Origin of the sequence: Pseudomonas sp. (assembly GCF_030683065.1) — a bacterium.
Taxonomy (GTDB): Bacteria; Pseudomonadota; Gammaproteobacteria; order Pseudomonadales; family Pseudomonadaceae; genus Aquipseudomonas.
In genome coordinates, this window is sequence record NZ_JAUXMX010000045.1 from 1 (window position 1) to 21,036 (window position 21,036).

21 protein-coding genes are annotated in these 21,036 nt (G+C 69.2%); 12 read left to right on the forward strand and 9 right to left on the reverse strand.

The window, feature by feature from the left end:
• The 5 genes from Q8K09_RS14380 to Q8K09_RS14400 form a co-directional block, all read left to right on the forward strand.
• Positions 1-270 (forward strand): hypothetical protein (locus Q8K09_RS14380; protein WP_305255662.1); only part of this gene is annotated, 270 nt, incomplete at its 5' end.
• A 116-nt stretch (positions 271-386) separates the two neighbouring features.
• On the forward strand, positions 387-758 hold the full coding sequence (locus Q8K09_RS14385; protein WP_305255663.1) for a hypothetical protein: 372 nt from the start codon (positions 387-389) through the stop codon (positions 756-758).
• Positions 759-1,383: 625 nt separating this feature from the next.
• Entirely contained in the window at positions 1,384-3,747 is a 2,364-nt protein-coding gene (locus tag Q8K09_RS14390; protein WP_305255664.1) for a DNA translocase FtsK 4TM domain-containing protein, read from the forward strand.
• A 47-nt stretch (positions 3,748-3,794) separates the two neighbouring features.
• A complete protein-coding gene (locus tag Q8K09_RS14395) occupies positions 3,795-4,415 on the forward strand; it encodes an outer-membrane lipoprotein carrier protein LolA (RefSeq protein WP_305255665.1) in 621 nt (206 codons plus the stop codon).
• Positions 4,416-4,656: 241 nt separating this feature from the next.
• Entirely contained in the window at positions 4,657-5,463 is an 807-nt protein-coding gene (locus Q8K09_RS14400) for an exodeoxyribonuclease III (RefSeq protein ID WP_305255666.1), read from the forward strand.
• 151 nt (positions 5,464-5,614) lie between these two features.
• Here the strand turns inward: Q8K09_RS14400 and Q8K09_RS14405 are convergent, their stop codons facing one another.
• Complete coding sequence (locus Q8K09_RS14405; RefSeq protein ID WP_305255667.1) at positions 5,615-6,301, reverse strand: response regulator transcription factor; 687 nt, start codon at positions 6,299-6,301, stop codon at positions 5,615-5,617.
• Between the two features lie 105 nt (positions 6,302-6,406).
• Positions 6,407-7,030: a YggS family pyridoxal phosphate-dependent enzyme gene (locus Q8K09_RS14410; RefSeq protein WP_305255668.1), complete on the reverse strand. Its 624-nt coding sequence runs from the start codon at positions 7,028-7,030 to the stop codon at positions 6,407-6,409.
• A gap of 26 nt (positions 7,031-7,056) precedes the next feature.
• On the opposite strand from Q8K09_RS14410, the gene Q8K09_RS14415 reads away from it, so the two are divergent.
• Positions 7,057-7,680, forward strand: a complete 624-nt coding sequence (locus Q8K09_RS14415) for a thiamine phosphate synthase (protein WP_305255669.1) — start codon at positions 7,057-7,059, stop codon at positions 7,678-7,680.
• Here Q8K09_RS14415 and Q8K09_RS14420 read toward each other — a convergent pair.
• Positions 7,670-8,074: an NtrZ family periplasmic regulatory protein gene (locus Q8K09_RS14420; protein WP_305255670.1), complete on the reverse strand. Its 405-nt coding sequence runs from the start codon at positions 8,072-8,074 to the stop codon at positions 7,670-7,672. The genes Q8K09_RS14415 and Q8K09_RS14420 overlap by 11 nt on opposite strands.
• Before the next feature lie 288 nt (positions 8,075-8,362).
• Between Q8K09_RS14420 and Q8K09_RS14425 the strand changes: the two genes are divergently transcribed.
• The 6 genes from Q8K09_RS14425 to Q8K09_RS14450 all read left to right on the forward strand — a co-directional run bounded on the left by Q8K09_RS14425 (position 8,363) and on the right by Q8K09_RS14450 (position 14,863).
• Positions 8,363-8,857, forward strand: a complete 495-nt coding sequence (locus tag Q8K09_RS14425; protein ID WP_305255671.1) for a DUF3576 domain-containing protein — start codon at positions 8,363-8,365, stop codon at positions 8,855-8,857.
• A gap of 26 nt (positions 8,858-8,883) precedes the next feature.
• Complete coding sequence (leuS, locus tag Q8K09_RS14430; protein WP_305255672.1) at positions 8,884-11,454, forward strand: leucine--tRNA ligase; 2,571 nt, start codon at positions 8,884-8,886, stop codon at positions 11,452-11,454.
• A gap of 2 nt (positions 11,455-11,456) precedes the next feature.
• Positions 11,457-11,954 (forward strand): LPS assembly lipoprotein LptE, encoded by a 498-nt coding sequence (gene lptE / locus Q8K09_RS14435; RefSeq protein ID WP_305255673.1) that lies wholly within the window; start codon positions 11,457-11,459, stop codon positions 11,952-11,954.
• A 5-nt stretch (positions 11,955-11,959) separates the two neighbouring features.
• Complete coding sequence (gene holA, locus Q8K09_RS14440) at positions 11,960-13,006, forward strand: DNA polymerase III subunit delta (RefSeq protein WP_305255674.1); 1,047 nt, start codon at positions 11,960-11,962, stop codon at positions 13,004-13,006.
• Between the two features lie 146 nt (positions 13,007-13,152).
• Positions 13,153-13,854, forward strand: a complete 702-nt coding sequence (locus Q8K09_RS14445; protein WP_305255675.1) for a TetR/AcrR family transcriptional regulator — start codon at positions 13,153-13,155, stop codon at positions 13,852-13,854.
• Between the two features lie 52 nt (positions 13,855-13,906).
• Positions 13,907-14,863, forward strand: a complete 957-nt coding sequence (locus tag Q8K09_RS14450) for an MBL fold metallo-hydrolase (protein ID WP_305255676.1) — start codon at positions 13,907-13,909, stop codon at positions 14,861-14,863.
• 108 nt (positions 14,864-14,971) lie between these two features.
• Here Q8K09_RS14450 and Q8K09_RS14455 read toward each other — a convergent pair whose 3' ends face one another.
• The 6 genes from Q8K09_RS14455 to Q8K09_RS14480 all read right to left on the reverse strand — a co-directional run bounded on the left by Q8K09_RS14455 (position 14,972) and on the right by Q8K09_RS14480 (position 21,008).
• Positions 14,972-15,859, reverse strand: coding sequence for a ParB/RepB/Spo0J family partition protein (locus Q8K09_RS14455; RefSeq protein ID WP_305255677.1), 888 nt, complete (start codon positions 15,857-15,859; stop codon positions 14,972-14,974).
• A gap of 28 nt (positions 15,860-15,887) precedes the next feature.
• Positions 15,888-16,676, reverse strand: a complete 789-nt coding sequence (locus tag Q8K09_RS14460) for a ParA family protein (RefSeq protein WP_305255678.1) — start codon at positions 16,674-16,676, stop codon at positions 15,888-15,890.
• A 31-nt stretch (positions 16,677-16,707) separates the two neighbouring features.
• On the reverse strand, positions 16,708-17,361 hold the full coding sequence (gene rsmG / locus Q8K09_RS14465; RefSeq protein ID WP_305255679.1) for a 16S rRNA (guanine(527)-N(7))-methyltransferase RsmG: 654 nt from the start codon (positions 17,359-17,361) through the stop codon (positions 16,708-16,710).
• Complete coding sequence (gene mnmG, locus Q8K09_RS14470) at positions 17,336-19,192, reverse strand: tRNA uridine-5-carboxymethylaminomethyl(34) synthesis enzyme MnmG (protein ID WP_305255680.1); 1,857 nt, start codon at positions 19,190-19,192, stop codon at positions 17,336-17,338. The genes rsmG and mnmG overlap by 26 nt, the downstream gene beginning before the upstream one ends.
• Positions 19,193-19,416: 224 nt before the next feature.
• Positions 19,417-20,754 (reverse strand): tRNA uridine-5-carboxymethylaminomethyl(34) synthesis GTPase MnmE, encoded by a 1,338-nt coding sequence (mnmE, locus tag Q8K09_RS14475; RefSeq protein ID WP_305255681.1) that lies wholly within the window; start codon positions 20,752-20,754, stop codon positions 19,417-19,419.
• Entirely contained in the window at positions 20,751-21,008 is a 258-nt protein-coding gene (locus tag Q8K09_RS14480) for a DUF6489 family protein (protein WP_305255682.1), read from the reverse strand. The genes mnmE and Q8K09_RS14480 overlap by 4 nt, the downstream gene beginning before the upstream one ends.
• Positions 21,009-21,036: the final 28 nt, after the last annotated feature.

The following is a 21,036-nucleotide window of genomic DNA, read 5'->3' on the forward strand; positions in this document are numbered from 1 at the left end:
GGCAAGAACCGCTTCGCAGACACCGCTCAGCGCGACACCTTCATCCTCACCTTCGTGAAGGACTACAATCGAACCCGACTGCGATGCCTGGGCCACAAAGCCCCCGCCGAAGTGCTCGACAACCTCCCGGGACACAACACGGAAGCGAGGACCCAGGCTTTTCTTGATGCAGCTGCTCATCGTGGGGACTGGCGAAGGTCGGGACAGACACCCTCGGTGTCTGTCCCTATGGCCAGCGCCAATCGCCCGCCATGCGTGCACCGGCCGTAAACCTGGGTCCTCGCTTCCGCGAGGATGAGCGGGTGGGAGGGGGAGGATCATCCCCCCTTTCAGGCGGCGAGAGCACCCGGCGCCGGCCCTAACCTCCTCCCATCGGAGGACTTCCCATGCGTTTGCCGCTTCTCGCCGCCGCCCTGTCGATTGCGGCGACCCTGCCCATGGCGACCCCCGCCGCCGCCCAGACCCCCACCCCCGACTACTTCGCCATCGAGCGGTGCGCGGCGGCCTATCGGCGGCTGTCGCAGATCGATGGCGAGGCGCTGGACGGCTATCCCGGCAGGCCGCCGGTCTGGGAGCAGAAGACCCGGGCCGCCTTCGCCGGGCTCAAGGCGCGTGACGAACAGCCCAACGACACCGAGATCTGGCTCGGCATCGGCCACGCCAACCTCAACTTCGAGGACGCCATTATCGCCGGGACGATGAAGCGGGCGGACATCGTGAAGGTCGCCAACGCCTGCACCGCGAAGTGGAAGTTTTGAAGGGGGCGGCGGTGACGCCTTGCGTGCTTCGCGACGCCGGCCCGAGAGCCGGCTCCTCAGCATGACGAAGGTGGTTTGCGTTCCACAGAGTTCGTCATCCTGAGGAGCGAGCTTCAAGCGAGCGTCGCGAAGGACGCATGGCCCGACAAAACCCGGCCTTCGCCGGGAACACGGACCTGAGGCCTGAAAAGCGAGACTCCCGAGACATATAGTCTGGAGACAAGGCGAGACATTCCGCCCCTTTTCGCCCCATCGCGAGACGCTGTCCGGCGGAATCCATCCACCCCCTGCGGAACGGACGGATAATGCCTGGATGCAGGCTGCTCCGACCATCGCCGAGACCGCCCCCACCCTTGCCCCACAAGGCATTGAGCCGGCCCCGCGCCCCGCCTCCGCCGCCCACGGCGAGCGGCGCGACGGGCCGGCGCCCCGCTTCGACGCTCCGTTGCGCACAGGCCCGCACCCGGCGACCCGCCCGCTTCAGCATCACGCGCGACACTGGAGACAGGCCGCGCCCATCGCCGACCAGAGTAAACGCCCCTTAACCCTCTACGGGCCAGATAGGCGGCTCAGAACGATGTTGGGGGCGCGGATGGCGCGGGCGGCGAGGCGGACCGGGCTGGACATGGCGATGGAGCTGGCGGCCTGGGCCTGGACCCAGCCGTTCAGCGCGCGCCTGCGCGGCGGCGTGGTCGCGGCGGCGGGCCTGGCGCTGATCGCCGCCTTCGCGACCTGGAATTCCGCCGATCCGAGCCTGAACGTCGCGTCCGCCCTGCCGGCGACCAACATCCTGCGCGGACCCGGCGCCGTGGTCGCCGACATCTTCGTGCAGTCGCTGGGCCTGGCCGCCTGGGGACTGGCGCTGCTGATGGTCGTCTTCGGCCTGACCCGCGCCGTCGATCCCGATCCCGACGCCCATCGCGGCATGACCCGCATCCGCGCCCTGGTGGGCGCGGGGGCCGTGCTGGCCCTGGCCGGCGCCATCGCCGCGCCGAGCCCGCCCAAAACCTGGGCCCTGGCCCGGGGGCTGGGCGGCTTCTGGGGCGACGGCCTGCTGGGCGCCCTGTCGGGCATCATCGCCTTCGCCCGCATTCCCGGCGCGGAGCTGATCGCCGCGCTGGTGCTGCTGGCCGTCGGCGGGTTCGCCGCCACCTGGGCGCTGGGCGTCAGCCGCGCCGGCATGGCCCGCGCCGCCGAGGGGGCGCTGGAGACCCTGTTGGCCCGCCGCCCCGCGCCGCGCGCGTCAGAACCGGCCGCGCCCGTCCGCGCCGCCGCGCCCCGCCGCGCCGCAAAGGCGGCCACAACGCCCAAGCCCCTGCGCTTCGCCGACGATGCGCCCGCCGAGATCGCCGAGGACGAGGCCGACATTCCCGCCCCCGGCCGCGCCGGCGCCCCGGCCATCAAGCCGCCCAAGCCGGCGCCGAAGAACAGCAGCCGCGAGGTGCGCGAGCAGCAGAAGACCTTCGACTTCGTCGCGCCCGGCGGCTTCATGCTCCCGGAACTGGCCATGCTGGCCAAGCCCAAGCCCCGCGTCGGCGGCTTCGACGAGGAGGCCCTGCGCCAGAACGCCCGGCTGCTGGAAAGCGTGCTCAGCGAGTTCGGCATCCGCGGGGCCATCGACCAGATCCGGCCGGGTCCCGTCGTCACCCTCTATGAACTGGTCCCGGCGCCAGGCGTGAAGCACGCGCGGGTCGTGGCCCTGGCCGACGACATCTCCCGCTCGATGGGCGTCGCCGCCTGCCGGGTGTCGGTGGTCTCGGGCCGCAACGCCATCGCCCTGGAGTTGCCCAACGCCAGGCGCGAGACGGTCTATCTGCGCGACCTGCTGGCCAGCGCCGACTACGAGAAGGCCTCCCAGACCCTGCCCATGGCGCTGGGCGAGACCATCGGCGGCGAGCCCTATATCGCCGACCTGGCCCGCATGCCCCACCTGCTGATCGCCGGCACCACCGGCTCGGGCAAGTCGGTCGGGGTCAACGCCATGATCCTGTCGATCCTCTACCGGCTGAGCCCCGAGCAGTGCCGGTTCATCATGATCGACCCCAAGATGCTCGAGCTCTCCGTCTATGACGGCATCCCGCACCTGCTGGCCCCGGTGGTGACGGACTCGAAGAAGGCGATCGTGGCCCTGAAGTGGACCGTCCGTGAGATGGAGGACCGCTATCGCCGCATGGCCAAGATCGGCGTGCGCGGCATCGCCGCCTACAACGAGCGGGCCAAGGAGGCGCTGGACAAGGGCGAGCACTTCGAACGGACCGTCCAGACCGGGTTCGACGAGGCCGGCCGCCCGATCTTCGAGAGCGAGAAGATCCGCCCCGAGCACATGCCCTATCTGGTGGTGGTCATCGACGAGGTCGCCGACCTGATGATGGTGGCCGGCAAGGACATCGAGGGCGCCGTGCAGCGGCTGGCCCAGATGGCCCGCGCCGCCGGCATCCACCTGATCATGGCCACCCAAAGGCCGTCGGTGGACGTCATCACCGGCACCATCAAGGCCAACTTCCCGACCCGGATCAGCTTCCAGGTCACCTCGCGCATCGACAGCCGCACCATCCTGGGCGAGCAGGGCGCCGAGCAGCTGCTGGGCCAGGGCGACATGCTCTACATGGCCGGCGGCAGCGGCGGGCGGCTGACCCGCCTGCACGGCCCGTTCGTGGCCGACGAGGAGGTGGCGGCGGTGGCCAAGTTCCTGCGCGAGCAGGGCGCGCCGCAGTACCTGGACGAGGTCACCGCCGGCGGCGATGACGAGGACGGCGACGGCGGCGGCCACAGTTCAGGCGGCGGTGACGGCGACGAGAATAGCCTCTACGACCGCGCCGTGGCCGTGGTCACCCGCGACGGCAAGGCCTCGACCAGCTACATCCAGCGCCGGCTGCAGATCGGCTACAACCGCGCCGCCTCGCTGATTGAACGGATGGAGCAGGAGGGCGTTGTTGGTCCCGCCAACCACGCCGGCAAGCGCGAGATCCTGGCCCCGCCGCCGCCCTGACGGCGGTCTGCCCTGAATTCGCCGTTCGGCCCTGCTAGACGGATGCCATGACCACGACCAGACGCGCCCTTCTCGCCGCCGCCCCGGCCCTGCTGCTGGCCCCCGGCCTCGCCCACGCGGCCCTGTCGCCCGCCGAACAGGGCATGGTCGACAAGGCCACGGCCTACCTGCAGGGGCTGCAGTCGGCGCGCGGCAAGTTCGTGCAGACCGACGCCCGCGGCTCGCAGACGACCGGCATGCTGTACCTGCAGCGCCCGGGCAAGGCGCGCTTCGAGTACGAGGAGCCCTCCAGCCTGCTGGTGGTCTCCGACGGCCGCGTGGTCTCGGTGTCCGACAAGCGACTGAAGACCGTGAACCGCTATTTCCTGAGCCAGACGCCGCTGAAGCTGTTCCTGGCCGACGAGATCCGGCTGGACCGCGGCGTGCACATCGCCGGGGTGAAGCCCCTGAACGATGGCTTCGAGATCACCGCCCAGGACCGGGCCGGCAAGACCAAGGGGCAGATCATCATGACCTTCTCCGACAATCCGATGCAGCTGCTCGGCTGGACGGTCACCGACGCCCGCAACGCCCCGACCCGGGTGCGGCTGACCAGCCTGGTGCGCGCCTCGGGCCTCGACCCCGCCCTGTTCCGGGCCCCCGCTCCCCCCCCGACGCGTCGAGGCTGACGCCCGGCTGGTTTGTGACACATTCGCAACAGGCAAATACCTCGATTCAACCTGTTGACGTTTCTGCGCCCTCGTTGCAATAATGCCACGCATAACGGTAGCGCGCCCGACCTCGCGATACCGTCGCACCGTGCCGGAACCTATCCCCTCCCGGCGGCGGCATGAGAGACCACTTTTTGCGCCCGGATGCTTCATGCATCCGGGCGTTTCTTTTGACGGAAAACCCCGTATCTGGAAGCCCATGCGCCTTCGCCTCGCCACCTGGAACATCAACTCCGTCCGCCCGCGCGGCGAGCTCATCGGCCGGATGGTCGACGAGGTCGCCCCGGACGTCCTGTGCCTGCAGGAGATCAAGTGCCAGACGGCCGAGTTCCCCAGGCAGATGTTCGAGGATCTGGGCTTTTCCCACTTCCGCATCGCCGGCCAGAAGGGCTGGCACGGGGTGGCCATCGCCTCGCGCCATCCGATCGAGGACGCCCAGCCGCTCGAGGTCTGTCGCGAGGGCCACGCCCGCTGCGTCGGCGCGAAGATCGCCGGGGTCGAGATCCACAACTTCTACATCCCGGCCGGCGGCGACACGCCCGACCGGGCGCTGAACCCGAAGTTCGACCACAAGCTGGACTTCTACGAGGGCCTGACCCGCGAGCTGGCCAAACGCGATCCAAAGGCTCCGCTGGTGGTCACCGGCGACCTCAACGTGGCCCCGGGCGAGTTCGACGTCTGGAACCACCGCTACATGTCGAAGATCGTCAGCCACACGCCGGTCGAGATCGAGGCCTTCCGGGCGATGCAGGCGTCGCTGGGCCTGATCAACCTGGTGCGGGAGGCGGCGCCCGAGCCGGAGAAGCTGGCCAGCTGGTGGAGCTACCGCGCCGCCGACTTCCGCCAGTCCAATCGCGGCCTGCTGCTGGACCACATCCTGGTCACGCCCGGCCTGCGCGACGCCGCCTTCGCCACCGGCCGGGCCCAGGCCCGCATCCACGACGACGTGCGCGGCTGGGACAAGCCCAGCGACCACGCCCCGGTCACGGCGGATTTCATGGTCTAGTCATCGCGTGCTTCGACGCGCACCGGAGTTCACCCTCGGGCCGCCATTCGGCGGACCCGGGGGGGCGGTGCTCAGCATGACGTCGGTGGACAGCCTTTTGAACAGATCATCCTGAGCAGCCGCAAAGCGGCGTGTCGAAGCACGCAACGCATCAAGGCTGCAGCCGATAACCCCCTGCCTCGGTCAGCAGCAGCCGCGCATTCGCGGGATCGGGCTCGATCTTCTGCCGCAGCCGGTAGACGTGGGTTTCCAGCGTGTGGGTGGTGACGCCCGCGTTGTAGCCCCAGACCTCGGTCAGCAGCTCCTCGCGTGACACCGACTTGGCCCCACTGCGATAAAGGTACTTGAGGATGTTGGTTTCCTTCTCGGTCAGCCGCACCTTTTTCGCCCTGTCGTCGACCAGCAGCTTCTGGGCCGGGCGGAACTCGTAGGGGCCGATGCGGAAGACAGCGTCCTCGGACGCTTCGTGGCTGCGCAGATGGGCCCGGATGCGGGCCAGCAGAACCCCGAAGCGGAAAGGTTTGGTCACATAGTCATTGGCCCCCGAATCGAGGCCCAGGATGGTGTCGGCGTCGGTCGCCGCCGCCGTCAGCATGATGATCGGCGCCGTCACACCGCCCTTGCGCATCAGACGGCAGGCCTCGCGGCCGTCCATGTCGGGCAGGTCGACGTCGAGCAGGATCAGGTCCGGCCGGGCTTCCCGGCCCAGCCGTCCGCCCTCCCCGGCCGTCTCGGCCTGAACCACCGCGAATTCCTCGTGGAGCGCCAGCTGCTCGGCCAGTGCGCTCCGGAGGTCGTTGTCGTCGTCGACGATGAGGAGTGTCTTGCGTTGCGCCATCAACAGACCATGCACCGGTTCGCGGCCTCTGGCCAACATGCGGGCGAGACCTGGGGTTACAGATAGGGCCCGCGCGCGGCTATTTCACGGCCTTCACCGCCGCCGTCAGCCTCGCCCGCCGAACAGCGCCGACCCGACCCGGACGCTGGTGGCGCCGAGGCGTACCGCCACAGGGTAGTCAGCGCTCATACCCATGGAAAGTTTCGTCAGGCCGTTGCGCGCGGCGATATCGGCCAGCATCCCGAAGTGCGGTTCCGGGGGCTCGCCGTCGGGCGGGATGCACATCAGGCCCTCCAGGGTCAGGCCGAGACCGCGACAACCGGCGATGAAGGCGTCCGCAGCAGCTGGCGCGACACCCGCCTTCTGCGGCTCCTCGCCGGTGTTGACCTGGACATAGAGACGGACGGCTGTATCCGAGCGGACCATCTCCCGCGCCAGAGCCTCGGCCAGCTTCTGGCGATCGACGGTCTCGATGACATCGAACAGGGCGACGGCCTCGCGCACCTTGTTGGTTTGCAGGGGCCCGATCAGGCGCAGCTCGACGCCCTCGCGGCGCGGAATCCAGCGGCCCATGGCCTCCTGGACGCGGTTTTCGCCGAACACCCGCTGTCCGGCGGCCAACATGGCGTCGATCTTCTCGTCCGGCTGTTGCTTGGAGACGGCGACAAGGGTCACATCATCCGGCGACCGTCCGGCGTCCCGCGCCGCCTCGGCGATACGGTTCAGCACGGAAAGGCGCGCGTCAGCGACAGCGGATGAGTGAGGCAACGGGTGATCTCCAGCGGCTGGCGGACCTTGCGGCGTCCTTACGACCCCGCCTGCCCGGCGCAAAGCCCCTGCCCCGTCTGATTTTCGTCACCGATCCTGACCGGACCCCCGATCCGGCCGCCGTCGCCGCGCGACTGCCGGCCGGCTGCGGGGTGATCTACCGGGCCTTCGGGGCGGGCGATGCGCTGGACAAGGCGCGGGCGTTGGCCGCCATCGCCGGCGCTCGGGAGCTGCTGCTTCTGATCGGCGCCGATCCGGCCCTGGCCGAGGCCGTGGGGGCCGGGGGGGTGCACCTGCCTGAGCGCGACCTTGGCCGCGCGGAGAGCTTGAAAGCGGCCCGTCCCGACTGGACCGTCACCGGCGCCGTCCATTCGCTGGAGGCGGCCCGGCTGGCGGCGGCGTTCGGCTGCGACGCGGTGCTGGCCTCGACCGTCTTCGCCAGCGCCAGCCCCTCGGCGGGACCACCCATGGGCGCAGCGGCCTTCGCCGCCTTCGTCGCCGCCGCGCCCCTGCCCGTCTACGCCCTGGGCGGCGTGAACGCGAAAACAGCGCCGGAACTGGTCAGCTCGGGCGCGGCGGGATTTGCAATGGTGGAGGCCTTCAGAACTTGAAGGCGGTCTCGAGACGCACGCGGGGCGTCTCCTCCCGGCCGTCGCTCTTGCGGATCGGCGCGGGTTGATTGGGGCCGACGCCGACGGCGCCGCCGACCCGCAGGCTCGGCGTGACCTTGAAGAAGGCGCCGGCTTCCACGTCGCGGCCAGTCGAACCGATGTCCGTGCGCGGCTTGATGTCGAGGGTCAGGCCCCAGCGGCCCTTGCTGGCGTCCCAGACCAGCCGACGGCTGTCCTGAGGCGCGAACTGGGAGTCAGAAGCGTTGAAGTCACTGCGGACCGAGAAACCGGTCGGCGGCTTCGGCTTGGCGGGTGCCGTCTGGGCATGCGCGAACGTCGCCGAGCCCGCCAGGGCCAGCGCCGAAATCGCGACAGTGCTCAGAAGCTTCGTCATACCGTCTCCGGCTCCCCCTAGCCGTCTCGCTCTTGCCATCATTCCTGATGAAACATGGTGAGCCTTGAGAGCGATTAAAAGCCGCTTGGGGCCGGGGTCAACCGGCAGCAGTCAGACTCGGGGAAGGAGTCCATCGATTCCCCGGTCGCCTGTTGCGCGAAGGTCACGAGATTCCTGTTTGGCGGTGAGGCGGCCCTGTTGTAGACGGGCTGTCGAGGCGTCGGGGGTGTACGCCGTCGCGCGACCCAAAGGCACGCGCGGCCCGAAACGTTGTTGGAGCGATTGAATATGGCGTTTGCGCGCGGGTCTTGGATGCGGGTCGCCTCTGTCGGGGTTCTCACCCTGGCGCTCGTTGGCGTGGCCGGCTGCGGAACGGGCGGTTCACGGAACGTCGACGGCGGCGGCTGGTCGCCGTTCGGTCGCGGCTCGAGCGCGAGCAAGGGCGGCGAGGCGGCGCAGATCGGCGTCAACGCCTACCTGTGGCGCGCGAGCCTGGACACGCTGTCCTTCATGCCGCTGGCCTCGGCTGACCCCTACGGCGGCGTGGTGATCACCGACTGGTATACCAACCCTGAAAAGCCCGACGAGCGCTTCAAGGCGACCGTCTACATCCTCGACACGCGACTTAGGGCGGACGGCCTCAACGTGACCGTGTTCAAGCAGGTCAGCGACGGCGCCGGCGGCTGGACGGACGCTCCTACGGCGGCCCAGACCGAGACCGACATCGAGAACGCCATCCTGACCAAGGCCCGCCAGCTGCGTCTGGCCAACATCTCCGGCTAAGCCGGCCGGACCGCCCGAAAGCCGCAATGGCCCGATACAATCCGAAGGACGCGGAGCCCCGATGGCGTGAGGCCTGGGCCCGCAAGGACGTGTTCCGCGTCGGCAACGACGACCCACGGCCGAAGTACTACGTCCTGGAGATGTTCCCCTATCCGTCGGGGCGCATCCACATGGGGCACGTCCGCAACTACGCCATGGGCGATGTGGTGGCCCGCTATCGCCGCGCCCGGGGCCATGCGGTGCTGCATCCGATGGGCTGGGACGCCTTCGGCATGCCGGCGGAGAACGCCGCCATGGAGCGCGGCGTTCACCCCAAGGGCTGGACCTACGAAAACATAGCCGGAATGCGGGAACAGCTGAAGTCGCTGGGCCTGTCGATCGACTGGAGCCGCGAGTTCGCGACCTGCGATCCTGAATATTACGGTCAGCAGCAGGCCTGGTTCCTCAAGCTGATGGAGCGCGGCCTGGTCTACCGCAAGGAGGCCACGGTCAACTGGGACCCGGTCGACATGACCGTGCTGGCCAACGAGCAGGTGGTCGACGGCCGCGGCTGGCGCTCCGGCGCGGTGGTCGAGAAGAAGAAGCTGACCCAGTGGTTCCTGCGGATCACCGACTACGCCGACGACCTGATCGAAGGTCTGCAGACCCTGGATCGCTGGCCGGACAAGGTCCGGATTATGCAGGAAAACTGGATCGGTCGCTCGACCGGCCTGCAGTTCTCCTTCGACTTCGATGGCCGCGCGCCGGACGGCTTTGAAGCGGGCCTGGAAGTCTACACCACCCGCCCCGACACTCTGTTCGGCGCGGCTTTCGTCGGTATCGCGCCCGATCATCCGCTGGCCGAACGGCTGGCCGCCGACCCGAAGGTCGCCGCCTTCATCGCCGAGTGCCGCCGGGGCGGAACCTCGGAAGCCGACATCGAGGGCGCAGAAAAACTGGGCCTGGATACCGGCCTGCGGGTGAAGCATCCGTTCGCGGAAGACGAGACCCTGCCCGTCTGGATCGCCAACTTCATCCTCATGGACTACGGCACGGGCGCCATCTTCGGCTGCCCTGCCCATGACCAGCGGGATCTGGATTTCGCCCGCAAGTACGGCCTGCCGGTCAAGCCGGTGGTCCTGCCCGGCGACGCCCATCCAGCCACCTTCATGGTCGGTTCGGAGGCCTTCACAGGCCCGGGAAAGATCATCAACTCCGGCTTTCTGGACGACCTGACCATCGAACAGGCCAAGGCCGCCGCCGTCGCCCGCATCGAGGCGATGGGCAAAGGCAAGGGCGCGACCGTCTACCGCTTGCGCGACTGGGGCGTCTCGCGTCAGCGCTACTGGGGTTGCCCGATCCCGGTCATCCACTGCAAGACCTGCGGCACCCTGCCGGTCCCGGCCGACCAGCTGCCGGTCATCCTGCCCGATGACGTCACCTTCGACCGGCCGGGCAACCCGCTGTTGCACCATCCGACCTGGCGGTTCGTCAAATGCCCGTCCTGCGGCGGCGACGCCGAGCGCGAGACCGACACCCTGGACACCTTCATGGACTCGTCCTGGTACTTCGCGCGGTTCGCAAACCCGACCAGCACCACCCCGATCGACAAGGCCGCCGCCGACAAATGGCTGCCGGTGGATCAGTATATTGGCGGGGTCGAGCACGCGGTGCTGCACCTGCTGTACGCCCGGTTCGTGACCCGCGCCCTGAAGGATGAGGGGCTGCTGTCGGTGGCCGAGCCGTTCGCGGGCCTGTTCACCCAGGGCATGGTCACGCACGAGACCTATCGCAGCCAGGCCGGCGACTGGGTCGAGCCCTCGCAGATCGTCATCGAGACCGAGGGGTCCACCCGTCGCGCCCGCATCGCGCGGACCGGAGAGCCGCTGGTCATCGGCGACATCGAGAAAATGTCGAAGTCGAAGAAGAACGTCGTGGCCCCGGAGGAGATCTTCGAAAGCTACGGCGTCGACGCCGCCCGACTGTTCGTGATGTCCGACAGCCCGCCCGAACGGGACGTGCAGTGGACGACGGGCGGGGTCGAGGGGGCGGGCCGCTTCGTCAACCGCGTCTGGGCTGAATTCGACGCCTCCGGCGCGGGGCCGTCGGGACCCGACACCGACCCGCGCGCCGAGGACCTGCGCCGCGCGACGCACAAGACCATCAAGGCGGTCACCGACTCCATCGAGCACTTCCGCTTCAACAGCGGCATCGCCCGGCTCTACGAATTCCTGAATATTCTCAAGGCCTTCCCTGCCGACAACGCAGGATTCTCCAACGCGCGCGCCGAGGCGCTTTCGGTGCTGGCCCGGCTGATCGCCCCCTTCACGCCCCATCTGGCCGAGGAATGCTGGGTGCGGATCGGCGGCGAGGGCATGGCCGTTGACGCGTCCTGGCCGGTGGCCGATCCGGCCCTGACCGTCGACGCGGAGCTGGTGCTGCCGGTGCAGATCAACGGCAAGCGCCGCGCCGAGGTCCGGGTTCCGGCCGACGCCGACGAGGCCGCGGTGCGCGAGAAGGCGCTGGCGGACCCGGCGGTTACGGTTCACCTTGAAGGTCAGACCGTGCGCAAGGTGATCGTCGTGCCCGGTCGCATCGTGAACATCGTCGCGGGGTGATCATGAAGGCGCGTCTTCTGGCTCTGGTTCTGATCGCCGCCGCCCCGCTGCTGGCCGGCTGCGGCTTCACGCCCCTGTACGCCGCGCCGGGCGTCGGGCCGGGACTGTCAGCGATCGAGACCATCGCGCCCGAGGGTCGTACGGGCTTCCTGCTGCGCGAGTCCCTGGATGACGCCCTGGCCCGCGACGCCGCCATTCCGGCGGCCTACACCCTGAAGATCGACCTCAGGCAGATCCGCACACCGCGCGGCCGCCGCGTCGACTCCGCCGCCAGCCGCTATGAACTGGTGCTGGACGCCAGCTGGACCCTGACCGAGACCGCCACCGGTCTGGTCGCCTTCAGGGGCGTGACCAGCACGGAAGTCACCTTCGACCGTGCCGACCAGCCCTATGCCGCGATCGCCGGGCACCAGGACGCCGAGGAACGGGCCGCCGCCGAGCTGGCCCGCAAGATCCAGCTGCAGCTGGCCGTCTGGATGGCGCGCGGCCGGACGGGGTAGCCGCCTTGATCATCTCCAAGCGGCCCGACGTTGAACGATTCCTCAAGGGCCCGGACGCCGGCGTGCGCGCCGCCCTGATCTATGGCCGCGACCGGGGCGGCGTCCGTGAACGGGCCGACAGGCTGGCCGGGGTGGTCACCGCCAACCCCGACGACCCTTTCGACACCGCCATGCTCAACGACGACGAGCTGGGCGACGGCCGGCTGGAGGGCGAGTTGGCCGCCATCTCGATGATGGGCGGCCGCCGGCTGGTGCGAGTGCGGTTTACCGGCGAGAAGGCCGCGCCCGACAAGACGGCCGCCGAGGCGCTTTCCGCTCATGCAGAGGGGAAGTTGAACCCCGACGCCTTCCTGCTCATCGAGGCCGGCGCGCTGGGCCGCGACTCGGCGCTGCGCAAGGCAGCCGAGAAGGCCGCCGCCTGCGCGACGATCCCCTGCTACGACGACGAGCCCGGCGATGTGGCCCGGCTGGTCCGCGAGTCGCTGGCCGCCGACAAGGTCGGCCTCGACAGCCAGGCGCTCGAGCTCTTCGTCTCCCGCCTGCCCCGTGAGCGCGGCGTCGCCCGGCAGGAAATGGAACGGCTTGCGCTCTGGCTCGGCCCGGGCAGCGGCCGGATCGCCACGCCCGCCGATCTGGCGGATTTTCTGGGCGTCGAGCCGGAGGCCTCGCTGAGCGATGCGGCCACGGACGCGTTCGGCGGCAAGCTGGCGGCGGCCCAGGCGGGCCTGCGACGCGCGGCGGCTGAAGGGGAGGGTGGTCCGGCCGCCGTCCGCGCCATGGGCATGCACCTGGCCAGGTTGCGCCGCATCCTCACCCTGGCTGGCAACGGCGCCAGCCTGGCGGAAGCCGCAAAGGCCTCGGGTGTGTTCTGGAAGAACGAGCGCGAGATGCTGCGGCAGGCCAGGGCCTGGACGCTGGAGCACCTGCTGGCGCTGCATCCCGAGGTGCTGGCCGCCGACATGGCCTGCAAGACGGCCGGGGCGCCGGACGACCTGCTGGCCGAGCGTCTGGCCCTGACCATCGCCGGCCGCGCGCGACGGCTGGGACTGTAGACTCTCGCCGACCTGGCGGAATCTTACCGATCTGGCCGGGTTTTCTCGCCGGATCTCGCGACTTTCTCGCGGCGTTTCAGTCGATGTCAGATCGCCGACCGGGCCTGCGGGCTGACAGCTGATGGTCTTTACAGTATAGTCCAGAAATGAACCCTCAGACGCCCGCCAAGCCCCTGTCCGGACGCGCCGCCCGGGCGCGCGCCGACGCTGCGCGGTCCGAAGACGCCATCCTGACGGCCGCGCGGACCCTTTTCCTCGAGGCCGGCTATGACGGGGTGAACCTGGACCAGGTCGCAGCCGCGGCCGGCGTCTCGCGGCAGACCGTCTACAACCGGTTCGGCGGCAAGGAGGCCCTGCTGCGCGCCATGCTGCGCCGGCACTGGGGCGGCATGCTCGCCTGGGCCGACTGGGTCCGGGAGTCGATCGGGGGCGTCACCTTCGACGATCCGGCCGCCAAGCTGGTCCAGATCGCCGGGGCGATCTACCGCTTCGCCGAGGAGGGCGACCAGATCGCCTTCACCCGCCTGGTCGTCGCGGAATCGCTCGCCCGACCATGGATTGGCGAGGAGTTCTACCGCTTCGGCAAGGCGCCGACTCTGGAGGCGCTGGGCGGGGTCCTGGCCGCGATGGCGGACCAGGGCGTCATCGACTGCCCGCACCCCGACCTCGCCGCTCGCCAGTTCCTGGGCCTGATCCAGGAGTTTGCGATCTGGCCTCATGTGATGGCGATCGGACCAGCCGCGGACCGGCTCCCGCCGCGCGAGACGGTGATCACCGAGGCTGTGGCCACCTTCCTGTGCCGCTATGGGGTCCGGCATCCGGAAGGGGGCTGGCGGAAAGACCGTTGACTCATAGCTTGGACTATATTGTATAGTCTAGTCTTCGGCTCTGGAGACTTCCATGCGTCACGCTACCGCCCTCGCCCTGTCGTCGCTGGCCGTTATCGCCGCCGCCTGCGCCCCGCCGCCGGTCATCCCGGTCCCTCCGCCCACGGCCGCGATGACCGCCCCCGCCGCCAGGCCGCCGGCCGGGATGAGCCTGGCGGCCGTTCCGTCCGGCCGCATGTACGCCCGGGCCAGCCTGGCCTACGAGGGCGGCGCCACAGATGACGCACGCGTCTTTTCAATCGGCGGCATACTGGTGCGCCATCCGAAAGGGATGGTCCTGTTCGACGCAGGCTTCGGTCCCGGCGTGGACGAGCACTTCAGGATCGGCACGCCGCTGCTCCTCAGACTGGCGTCGAAATACGATCGCCAGACCACGGTGGCCGACCAGTTGCGGGCCGCCGGAATCGTGCCGTCCGACCTTACTGCCGTGATCCTGACCCACGCGCACTGGGATCACGTGAGCGGCCTGGAGGCTCTTCCCGGCGTGCCCGTCTGGGTTTCCGAGGCCGAGCTGGCGTTCGTGAAGGGGGAGGATCGGGCAGGGGCGCTCTCCCGGCGGCTCGGGACCGACAGCTATCGCGCCTACGACTTTCCCGACGGCGCCTACCGCGGCTTCCTGGCCAGTCGCGACGTCTTCGGCGACGGCAGCGTGGTGCTGGTCCCGGCAGGAGGTCATACGCCCGGCTCGATCATCGCCTTCATCAGCCTGCCGGATGGCAAGCGCTACGCGCTGATCGGCGACATCGCCTGGCAGGCTGAGGGCGTGGATCGGCCGGCGCAGAAGCCCTGGATTGCGCGACGCGTGGACCACGATCGCGAGGCGACCCGCGACTTGCTCGTCCGGCTGAACCAGCTCAAGGCGGCTGATCCCGGACTCGTCGTCGTCCCGGCCCACGACGCCCGGGTCTGGGCGACCCTGCCGGCGCTGGAGTCGACAAAGCTCGCGGCCCCGTCCGGAAGCGCCGAATAGCAGCAGATTTTCTCTATTGATTTCAATCACTTGAAATCCGGAAGCGGAAAATCCGCTCTGTGGCGAAATTAGCGACACCGGTCGGCCTTGGGCTCGGCTCCCTGCGCCTCAGCCGCCCCGCGTCAGACGCCGGCAGAGGTCGTCCAGTTGCTCAAGCGTCTTGTAGCGGATGCGGATCTCACCGGCGCCGCCTGCGTCCTTGATCTCGACCGGCAGGCCAAGCACCTCGGACAGGTCGTCCTCGAGCGCCATGGTGTCGGCGTCCTTGCCGCCGGGCCGACCGGGGGCGGAGGGCCTGGCCGACCGGGTCTCCGGCGCGCCGCGTTTGACCAGGGCCTCGGTCTCGCGGACATTCAGTTCGCGGTCGACGATCTCACGCGCCAGGCTGACCGCCTCGGTATGGCCGACCAGCGCCCGGGCATGACCGGCGGTCAGCTGCCCCTCGGCCAGCATCAACTGGACGGACTCGGGCAGGGTCAGCAGACGCAGCGCGTTGGCGACATGCGGCCGGCTCTTGCCGACCACCTGGGCCACCTCTTCCTGGGTGCGGCCGAAGCGGTCCATCAGCGCCCTGTAGCTGAGCGCTTCCTCGACAACACCCAGGTCGGCGCGCTGGACGTTCTCGACGATGGCGATCTCGAGCACCTGGCGGTCGTCGAGGTCACGGATCAGGGCCGGCATGGCCCGCAGGCCAGCCTGCTGCGACGCGCGCCAGCGACGCTCGCCGGCCACCAGCTGGTACTCGCCGGGCAGGTCGGGGGCGGGACGAAGCAGCACCGGCTGCAGGACACCTTTCTCCCGAATGGAGTCAGCCAGTTCGCCGATCTCGGTCTCACCGAACCGCCGGCGCGGCTGGTCGGGGTTGCGGTGGATCAGCTCGATCGGAATCTCGCGCACGCCCGCGGGCTCGCCGGCCGGCGTAGCGGCATTCTCCGCCTCGGCCTCGCCAAGCAGCGCGGACAGACCGCGACCCAGTCCCCTGCGACCTTCAGCCATCGACGTCGTCACTCCGTTCATTCCGTCGTCAGGCCGCCCGAAGGCGCCGTTCGCGTTCACGACCCACGACTTCGCGGGCCAGCTTGAGATAGGCCTGTGATCCGGCGCACTTCAGATCGTAGATCAGCACCGGTTTGCCGAAGGACGGCGCCTCCGACACCCGAACATTGCGCGGTATGACCGTCTCGTAGACCTTGGATCCGAAGTGGGCGCGGACATCGCGCGCCACCTGTTCGGACAGGCTGTTTCGGCGATCGAACATGGTCAGGACCACGCCCTGGATTTCCAGGGTCGGATTGAGGCTGCCGCGCACCAGATCGACGGTCCGCATCAACTGGGTCAGGCCCTCAAGCGCGAAGAACTCCGTCTGCAGCGGCACGAACACCGCGTCGGCGGCGGTCATGGCGTTGACGGTCAGCAGGTTCAGCGACGGCGGACAGTCGATCAGCACATAGCCGTAGTGGCCGGCGGCGCGCAGAGGCTCCAGCGCGTCGCGCAGCCGGTAGGATCGGCGCGGCGCGTGGCCCAGCTCCAGTTCGATGCCCGAAAGGTCGGGGTCGGACGGCAGGATATCGAAGCCGGGCAGGGCGGTCGCCACTGCCGCCTCGGCGGCCGGCATCTCGTTCATCAGCACGTCGTAGAGGTTCGTCTTGCGCTGCTGGCGGGTAATGCCCAGGCCGGTGGAGGCGTTGCCCTGGGGGTCAGAGTCAATGAGCAGCACCTTTTCGCCCACCGCCGCCAGCGCCGTGCCCAGATTTATGGCTGTGGTGGTCTTGCCGACGCCGCCCTTCTGGTTGGCGATCGCCAGAACGCGCATCGGGGCCGGCGGTAGGACCGGGTGAGGCCTGTCAGGCACGGGATAGTCCCTTCACTTCGACAATGCGGCCGCGCGGGTCGCTCAAACTCTCGATCAGGCGGCTGGAGAACTTCCACGATGTGGTGGCGTCCTCAAGCTCGGATACCACATCTTGCCCCTTGAGAAACAGGCCGGTGGCGCCTCGCTTCAGGTAGGGCCGCGCGTACCCGAGCAGGCGGGTCATCGGCGCGCAAGCCCGCGCGGTGACGATATCCACAGTCATGGACAGGTCTTCCGCACGCTTGTTGTGAATGACGACGGGCAGGTCCAGCGCCTCCGACACCGAGGTCAGGAACCGGCAGCGCTTGGCCATGCTCTCGACCAGATGCACCGTGGCTCCAGGACGATCCTTGAACAGGATAGCCAGCACCAGACCCGGGAAGCCGGCCCCGGCCCCGAGGTCAGCCCAGGTCCGGGCCTCCGGAGCCAGACGCAGAAGCTGGGCGCTGTCCCAGGCGTGGCGATTCCAGAAGTCGGGCAGGGTGGCGGGGCCGACGAGATTCATCACCGCGTTGCCGGCGATCAGCATTTCGTGGAACCGCTGAAGGTCCGCCATCTGGGTGTCGGTGGCCTGGGTCAGGGCTTGAAAGCCGGCGGCGTCCAGCGCCGCGCCAGCCGCCTCAGGCGGCGCGGGGACGTCGGACATGGGCAAGCAGGGCGGTCAGGGCGCCGGGAGTGACCCCCTCGATGCGGGCCGCCTGGCCAAGAGTCAGGGGACGAACCGCGGTCAGCTTGGAGCGGACCTCGTTGGAGAGGCCGCCGATGGCGCCGTAGTCGAGGTCGGCGGGCAGGCGCAGGGCCTCGTCACGGCGGAAGGCCTCGACGTCAGCCGCCTGGCGGTCGAGATAACCGGCATAGGCAGCGTCGATTTCGATCTGCTCACGCACCGCGGGCGGCCAGGCGTTGATCTCCGGCCAGAGAGCCGCGAGGACCTCAAGTGTGACGTCCGGATAGGCGAGGAGCTGGGTCAGATCCCGACGCTGGCCGTCAGCCTTGACCGCCAGGCCCGCCCTCTGGGCGGCTGCTGGCGTTAACGACCATGAACGGGCCTGCGCACGGGCCTCGTCGAGGGCCCGTTGTTTCACGTGAAACACTCCAGCCCTTACGGAACCCACGATCCCAAGGTCGATACCGCGCGGCGAGAGTCGCTGATCGGCGTTGTCGGCGCGCAGCAAAAGTCGGAACTCCGCCCTACTCGTAAACATCCGGTAGGGCTCGGTCACACCCCGCGTGACCAGATCGTCGATCAGCACGCCGATATAGGCCTCGTCCCGGGCAAAGGTCGCCGCCTCGGCGCCGGAAGCAGCCCGGGCGGCGTTCATTCCGGCCATCAGACCCTGGGCGCCGGCCTCTTCGTAGCCCGTCGTGCCGTTGATCTGACCAGCCAGATAGAGCCCCTGCAGGCGCTTGACCTCAAGGGTCGGGAACAGCTCGCGCGGATCGACATAGTCGTACTCGATGGCGTAGCCGTAGCGACGAACCTCAACGGACTCGAGGCCCGGGATGGTGCGCAGGAACAGCAGCTGGGTCGCTTCCGACACGGAGGTCGAGATGCCGTTCGGATAGACCGTGTCGTCGTCCAGACCCTCGGGTTCCAGAAAGACCTGGTGGGCGGTCTTGTCCGCGAAGCGAACGACCTTGTCCTCGATGGACGGGCAGTAGCGCGGGCCTCGACCCTCGATGCGCCCACCGTAGACCGCCGACTCCGTCAGCCGCTCGGCGATGATCCTGTGCGTCTCTTCGGTCGTCCAGGTGATGCCGCACTGGATCTGGGGGACGTCGATATGGTCGTTGAGGAACGAGAAGGGGATGGGCTCGGCGTCGGCCGCCTGCATCTCCAGCCGGTCCCAGGCGATGGTCGAGCCATCGAGTCTGGCCGGAGTGCCGGTCTTGAGGCGACCCATGTCGAGGCCCAGGCTGTAGAGCCGGTCCGACAGGCCGATGGCCGGCGCATCACCGACCCGACCAGCCGGGATGCGCTGCTCGCCCAGATGGATAACGCCTTTAAGGAAGGTCCCCGTGGTCAAAACCACCTTCGGCGCGCGGTACTCCGTCCCCGACCCGCCAACGACGCCGGCGACCATATCGGCCTCGACAATCAGGTCCTCGACCGCCTCGGCAATGAGGTCGAGGTTCGGCGTGCCGGCCAGCTCAGCCTGCATCGCCTGGCGATAGAGATTGCGGTCGATCTGGGCGCGCGGTCCGCGGACGGCGGCGCCCTTGGAGCGGTTCAGCATGCGGAACTGGATTCCGGCCTTGTCGGCCATGCGGCCCATCAGGCCGTCCAGCGCGTCGATCTCGCGCACGAGGTGGCCCTTGCCCAGGCCGCCGATGGCCGGGTTGCAGCTCATCTCGCCGATGGTTTCCAGCTTGTGGGTGAGCAGAAGGGTGCGCGCGCCGAAGCGCGCCGAGGCCGCTGCGGCCTCACAGCCGGCGTGGCCACCGCCGATCACGATCACATCCCAGGATTGGGTCATCTGCACAGGTCCGAACGCGAACGCCCCCGGCAAGCGGGGGCGACGGGACGTGGATATAGCGCAAAAGGGCGGCGGTAGGGAGTCCCTGCGTCCTTCGACACGGCCCTTCGGGCCTGCTCAGGATGACGTAGCTCGAAGGCTATCTACCCACGTCATGCTGAGCAGCGCCGCAGGCGCGTGTCGAAGCACGCACCGCCGCAGACCCGTGTTTCACGTGAAACATCTCATTTACCAATACAGAAGCTGGCGAACACCCGGTCCAGCACCGCCTCCGGGTCGACCCGACCGGACACCCGCTCCAGCGCCCGCGCCGCCAGCCGCACATCCTCCGCCGCCAGCTCCGGTTCAGCCTGAGCCAACGCGCGCTCGACCAGGGTCGCGGCCTCGGTGAGCGTCTCGGCATGCCGAAGCCGCGTCGCGGCAGGGAACTCTGACGCCGCCAACGCCGCTACGACCCGCGCCTCCAGCGCCGAACGCACCGCCACCGCTCCGTCCGCCTTCATCGAAACACCAAGGATCTCGAGCCCCAGCTCCAGGGCCGCCGCCCGCGCCCGTCCGCCATCGAGGCTTTCCAGCAAATCGGCCTTGTTCATCACACAGAGGTCGCCCGGCTGGACCATGTCCTGCGCGAAGCGCCAACTACCGTCCGACGCATGACCGTCGACAACCCACAGCCGCAGGTCAGCGCCGGCGGCCCAGGCCTGCGCCCGACGCACGCCCTCGGCCTCAATGGCTTCTTCGGTCTCCCGGACCCCCGCCGTGTCGGCCAGCAGGGTCTTGAAGCCGCCCAGCACCAGCGGAACCTCGATGATGTCTCGCGTGGTGCCCGGCGTGGCGGTGACAATGGCGGCGTCGCGACGGGCCAGCCCATTGAGCAGGCTGCTCTTGCCGGCGTTCGGCGCCCCGATCAGCGCCACCCGGAACCCCTCGCGCACCCGCCGGCCCCGGTCGGCGTCGGCGAGCGCGTCCTTCAACTCGGACAACAGCCGCGCCAGGTGCGGCCGCGCCCGGGCAGCGACATCCTCTGGCAGGTCCTCATCCGGGAAATCGACCGCCGCCTCCAGCACCGCCAGGCTCTCGATCAGCGCCTCGCGCCAGGCGTCGTAGCGCCGCGACAGTCCGCCGCCCAGCTGGTCCAGCGCCTGGCGGGACTGGGCGGCGGTCTCGGCGTCGATCAGGTCGGCCACCGCCTCGGCCTGGGCCAGATCCAGCTTGCCGTTCTGAAAGGCGCGGCGGGTGAACTCGCCCGGCTGCGCCAGCCGCAAACCCAGGTCCGCCAGCGCCGCGACCAGCGCATCAACCACCGCCAGGCCCCCGTGGACATGGAACTCCGCCCCGTCCTCGCCGGTGTAGCTGGCGGGACCCGGAAACCAGAGGGTCAGGGCTTCGTCGATCGCGGCGCCGTTCACGGCCGTCAGTTTGCGCAGCGAGGCCCGCCGTGGCGCCGGGACCGCACCGGCCAGCGCCAGGACAGCCGCCCGGGTTCCGGGGCCGGAGACCCTCACCACCGCCAGCGCCGCGCGACCCGGCGCGGTGGCCGGGGCGAAGATGGTGTCGGTCATTCGCCGGGCTTGGTCCCGAACCCTGCCGCCGCCGGCATGGCCGCCGTCATCAGCTTGCGGAACTGCTCCTGCGCGCCCGAGCCGAAGGCCATCCAGCTCTTCATCAGCTCCTCCGGCGCCAGGGCGGCCATGTTGGCGTCCATGCGCTTCTGCATCTCCGCCACCATATGGTCATTGAGGGCGGTGACATCGGGCAGGCCCATGAAGGTTCGGGCCTCCACCGGGGTGCAGTCGATCTCGACGGTGACCTTCATGGTTCGATCTTTCCTTGGCCGCAGACGG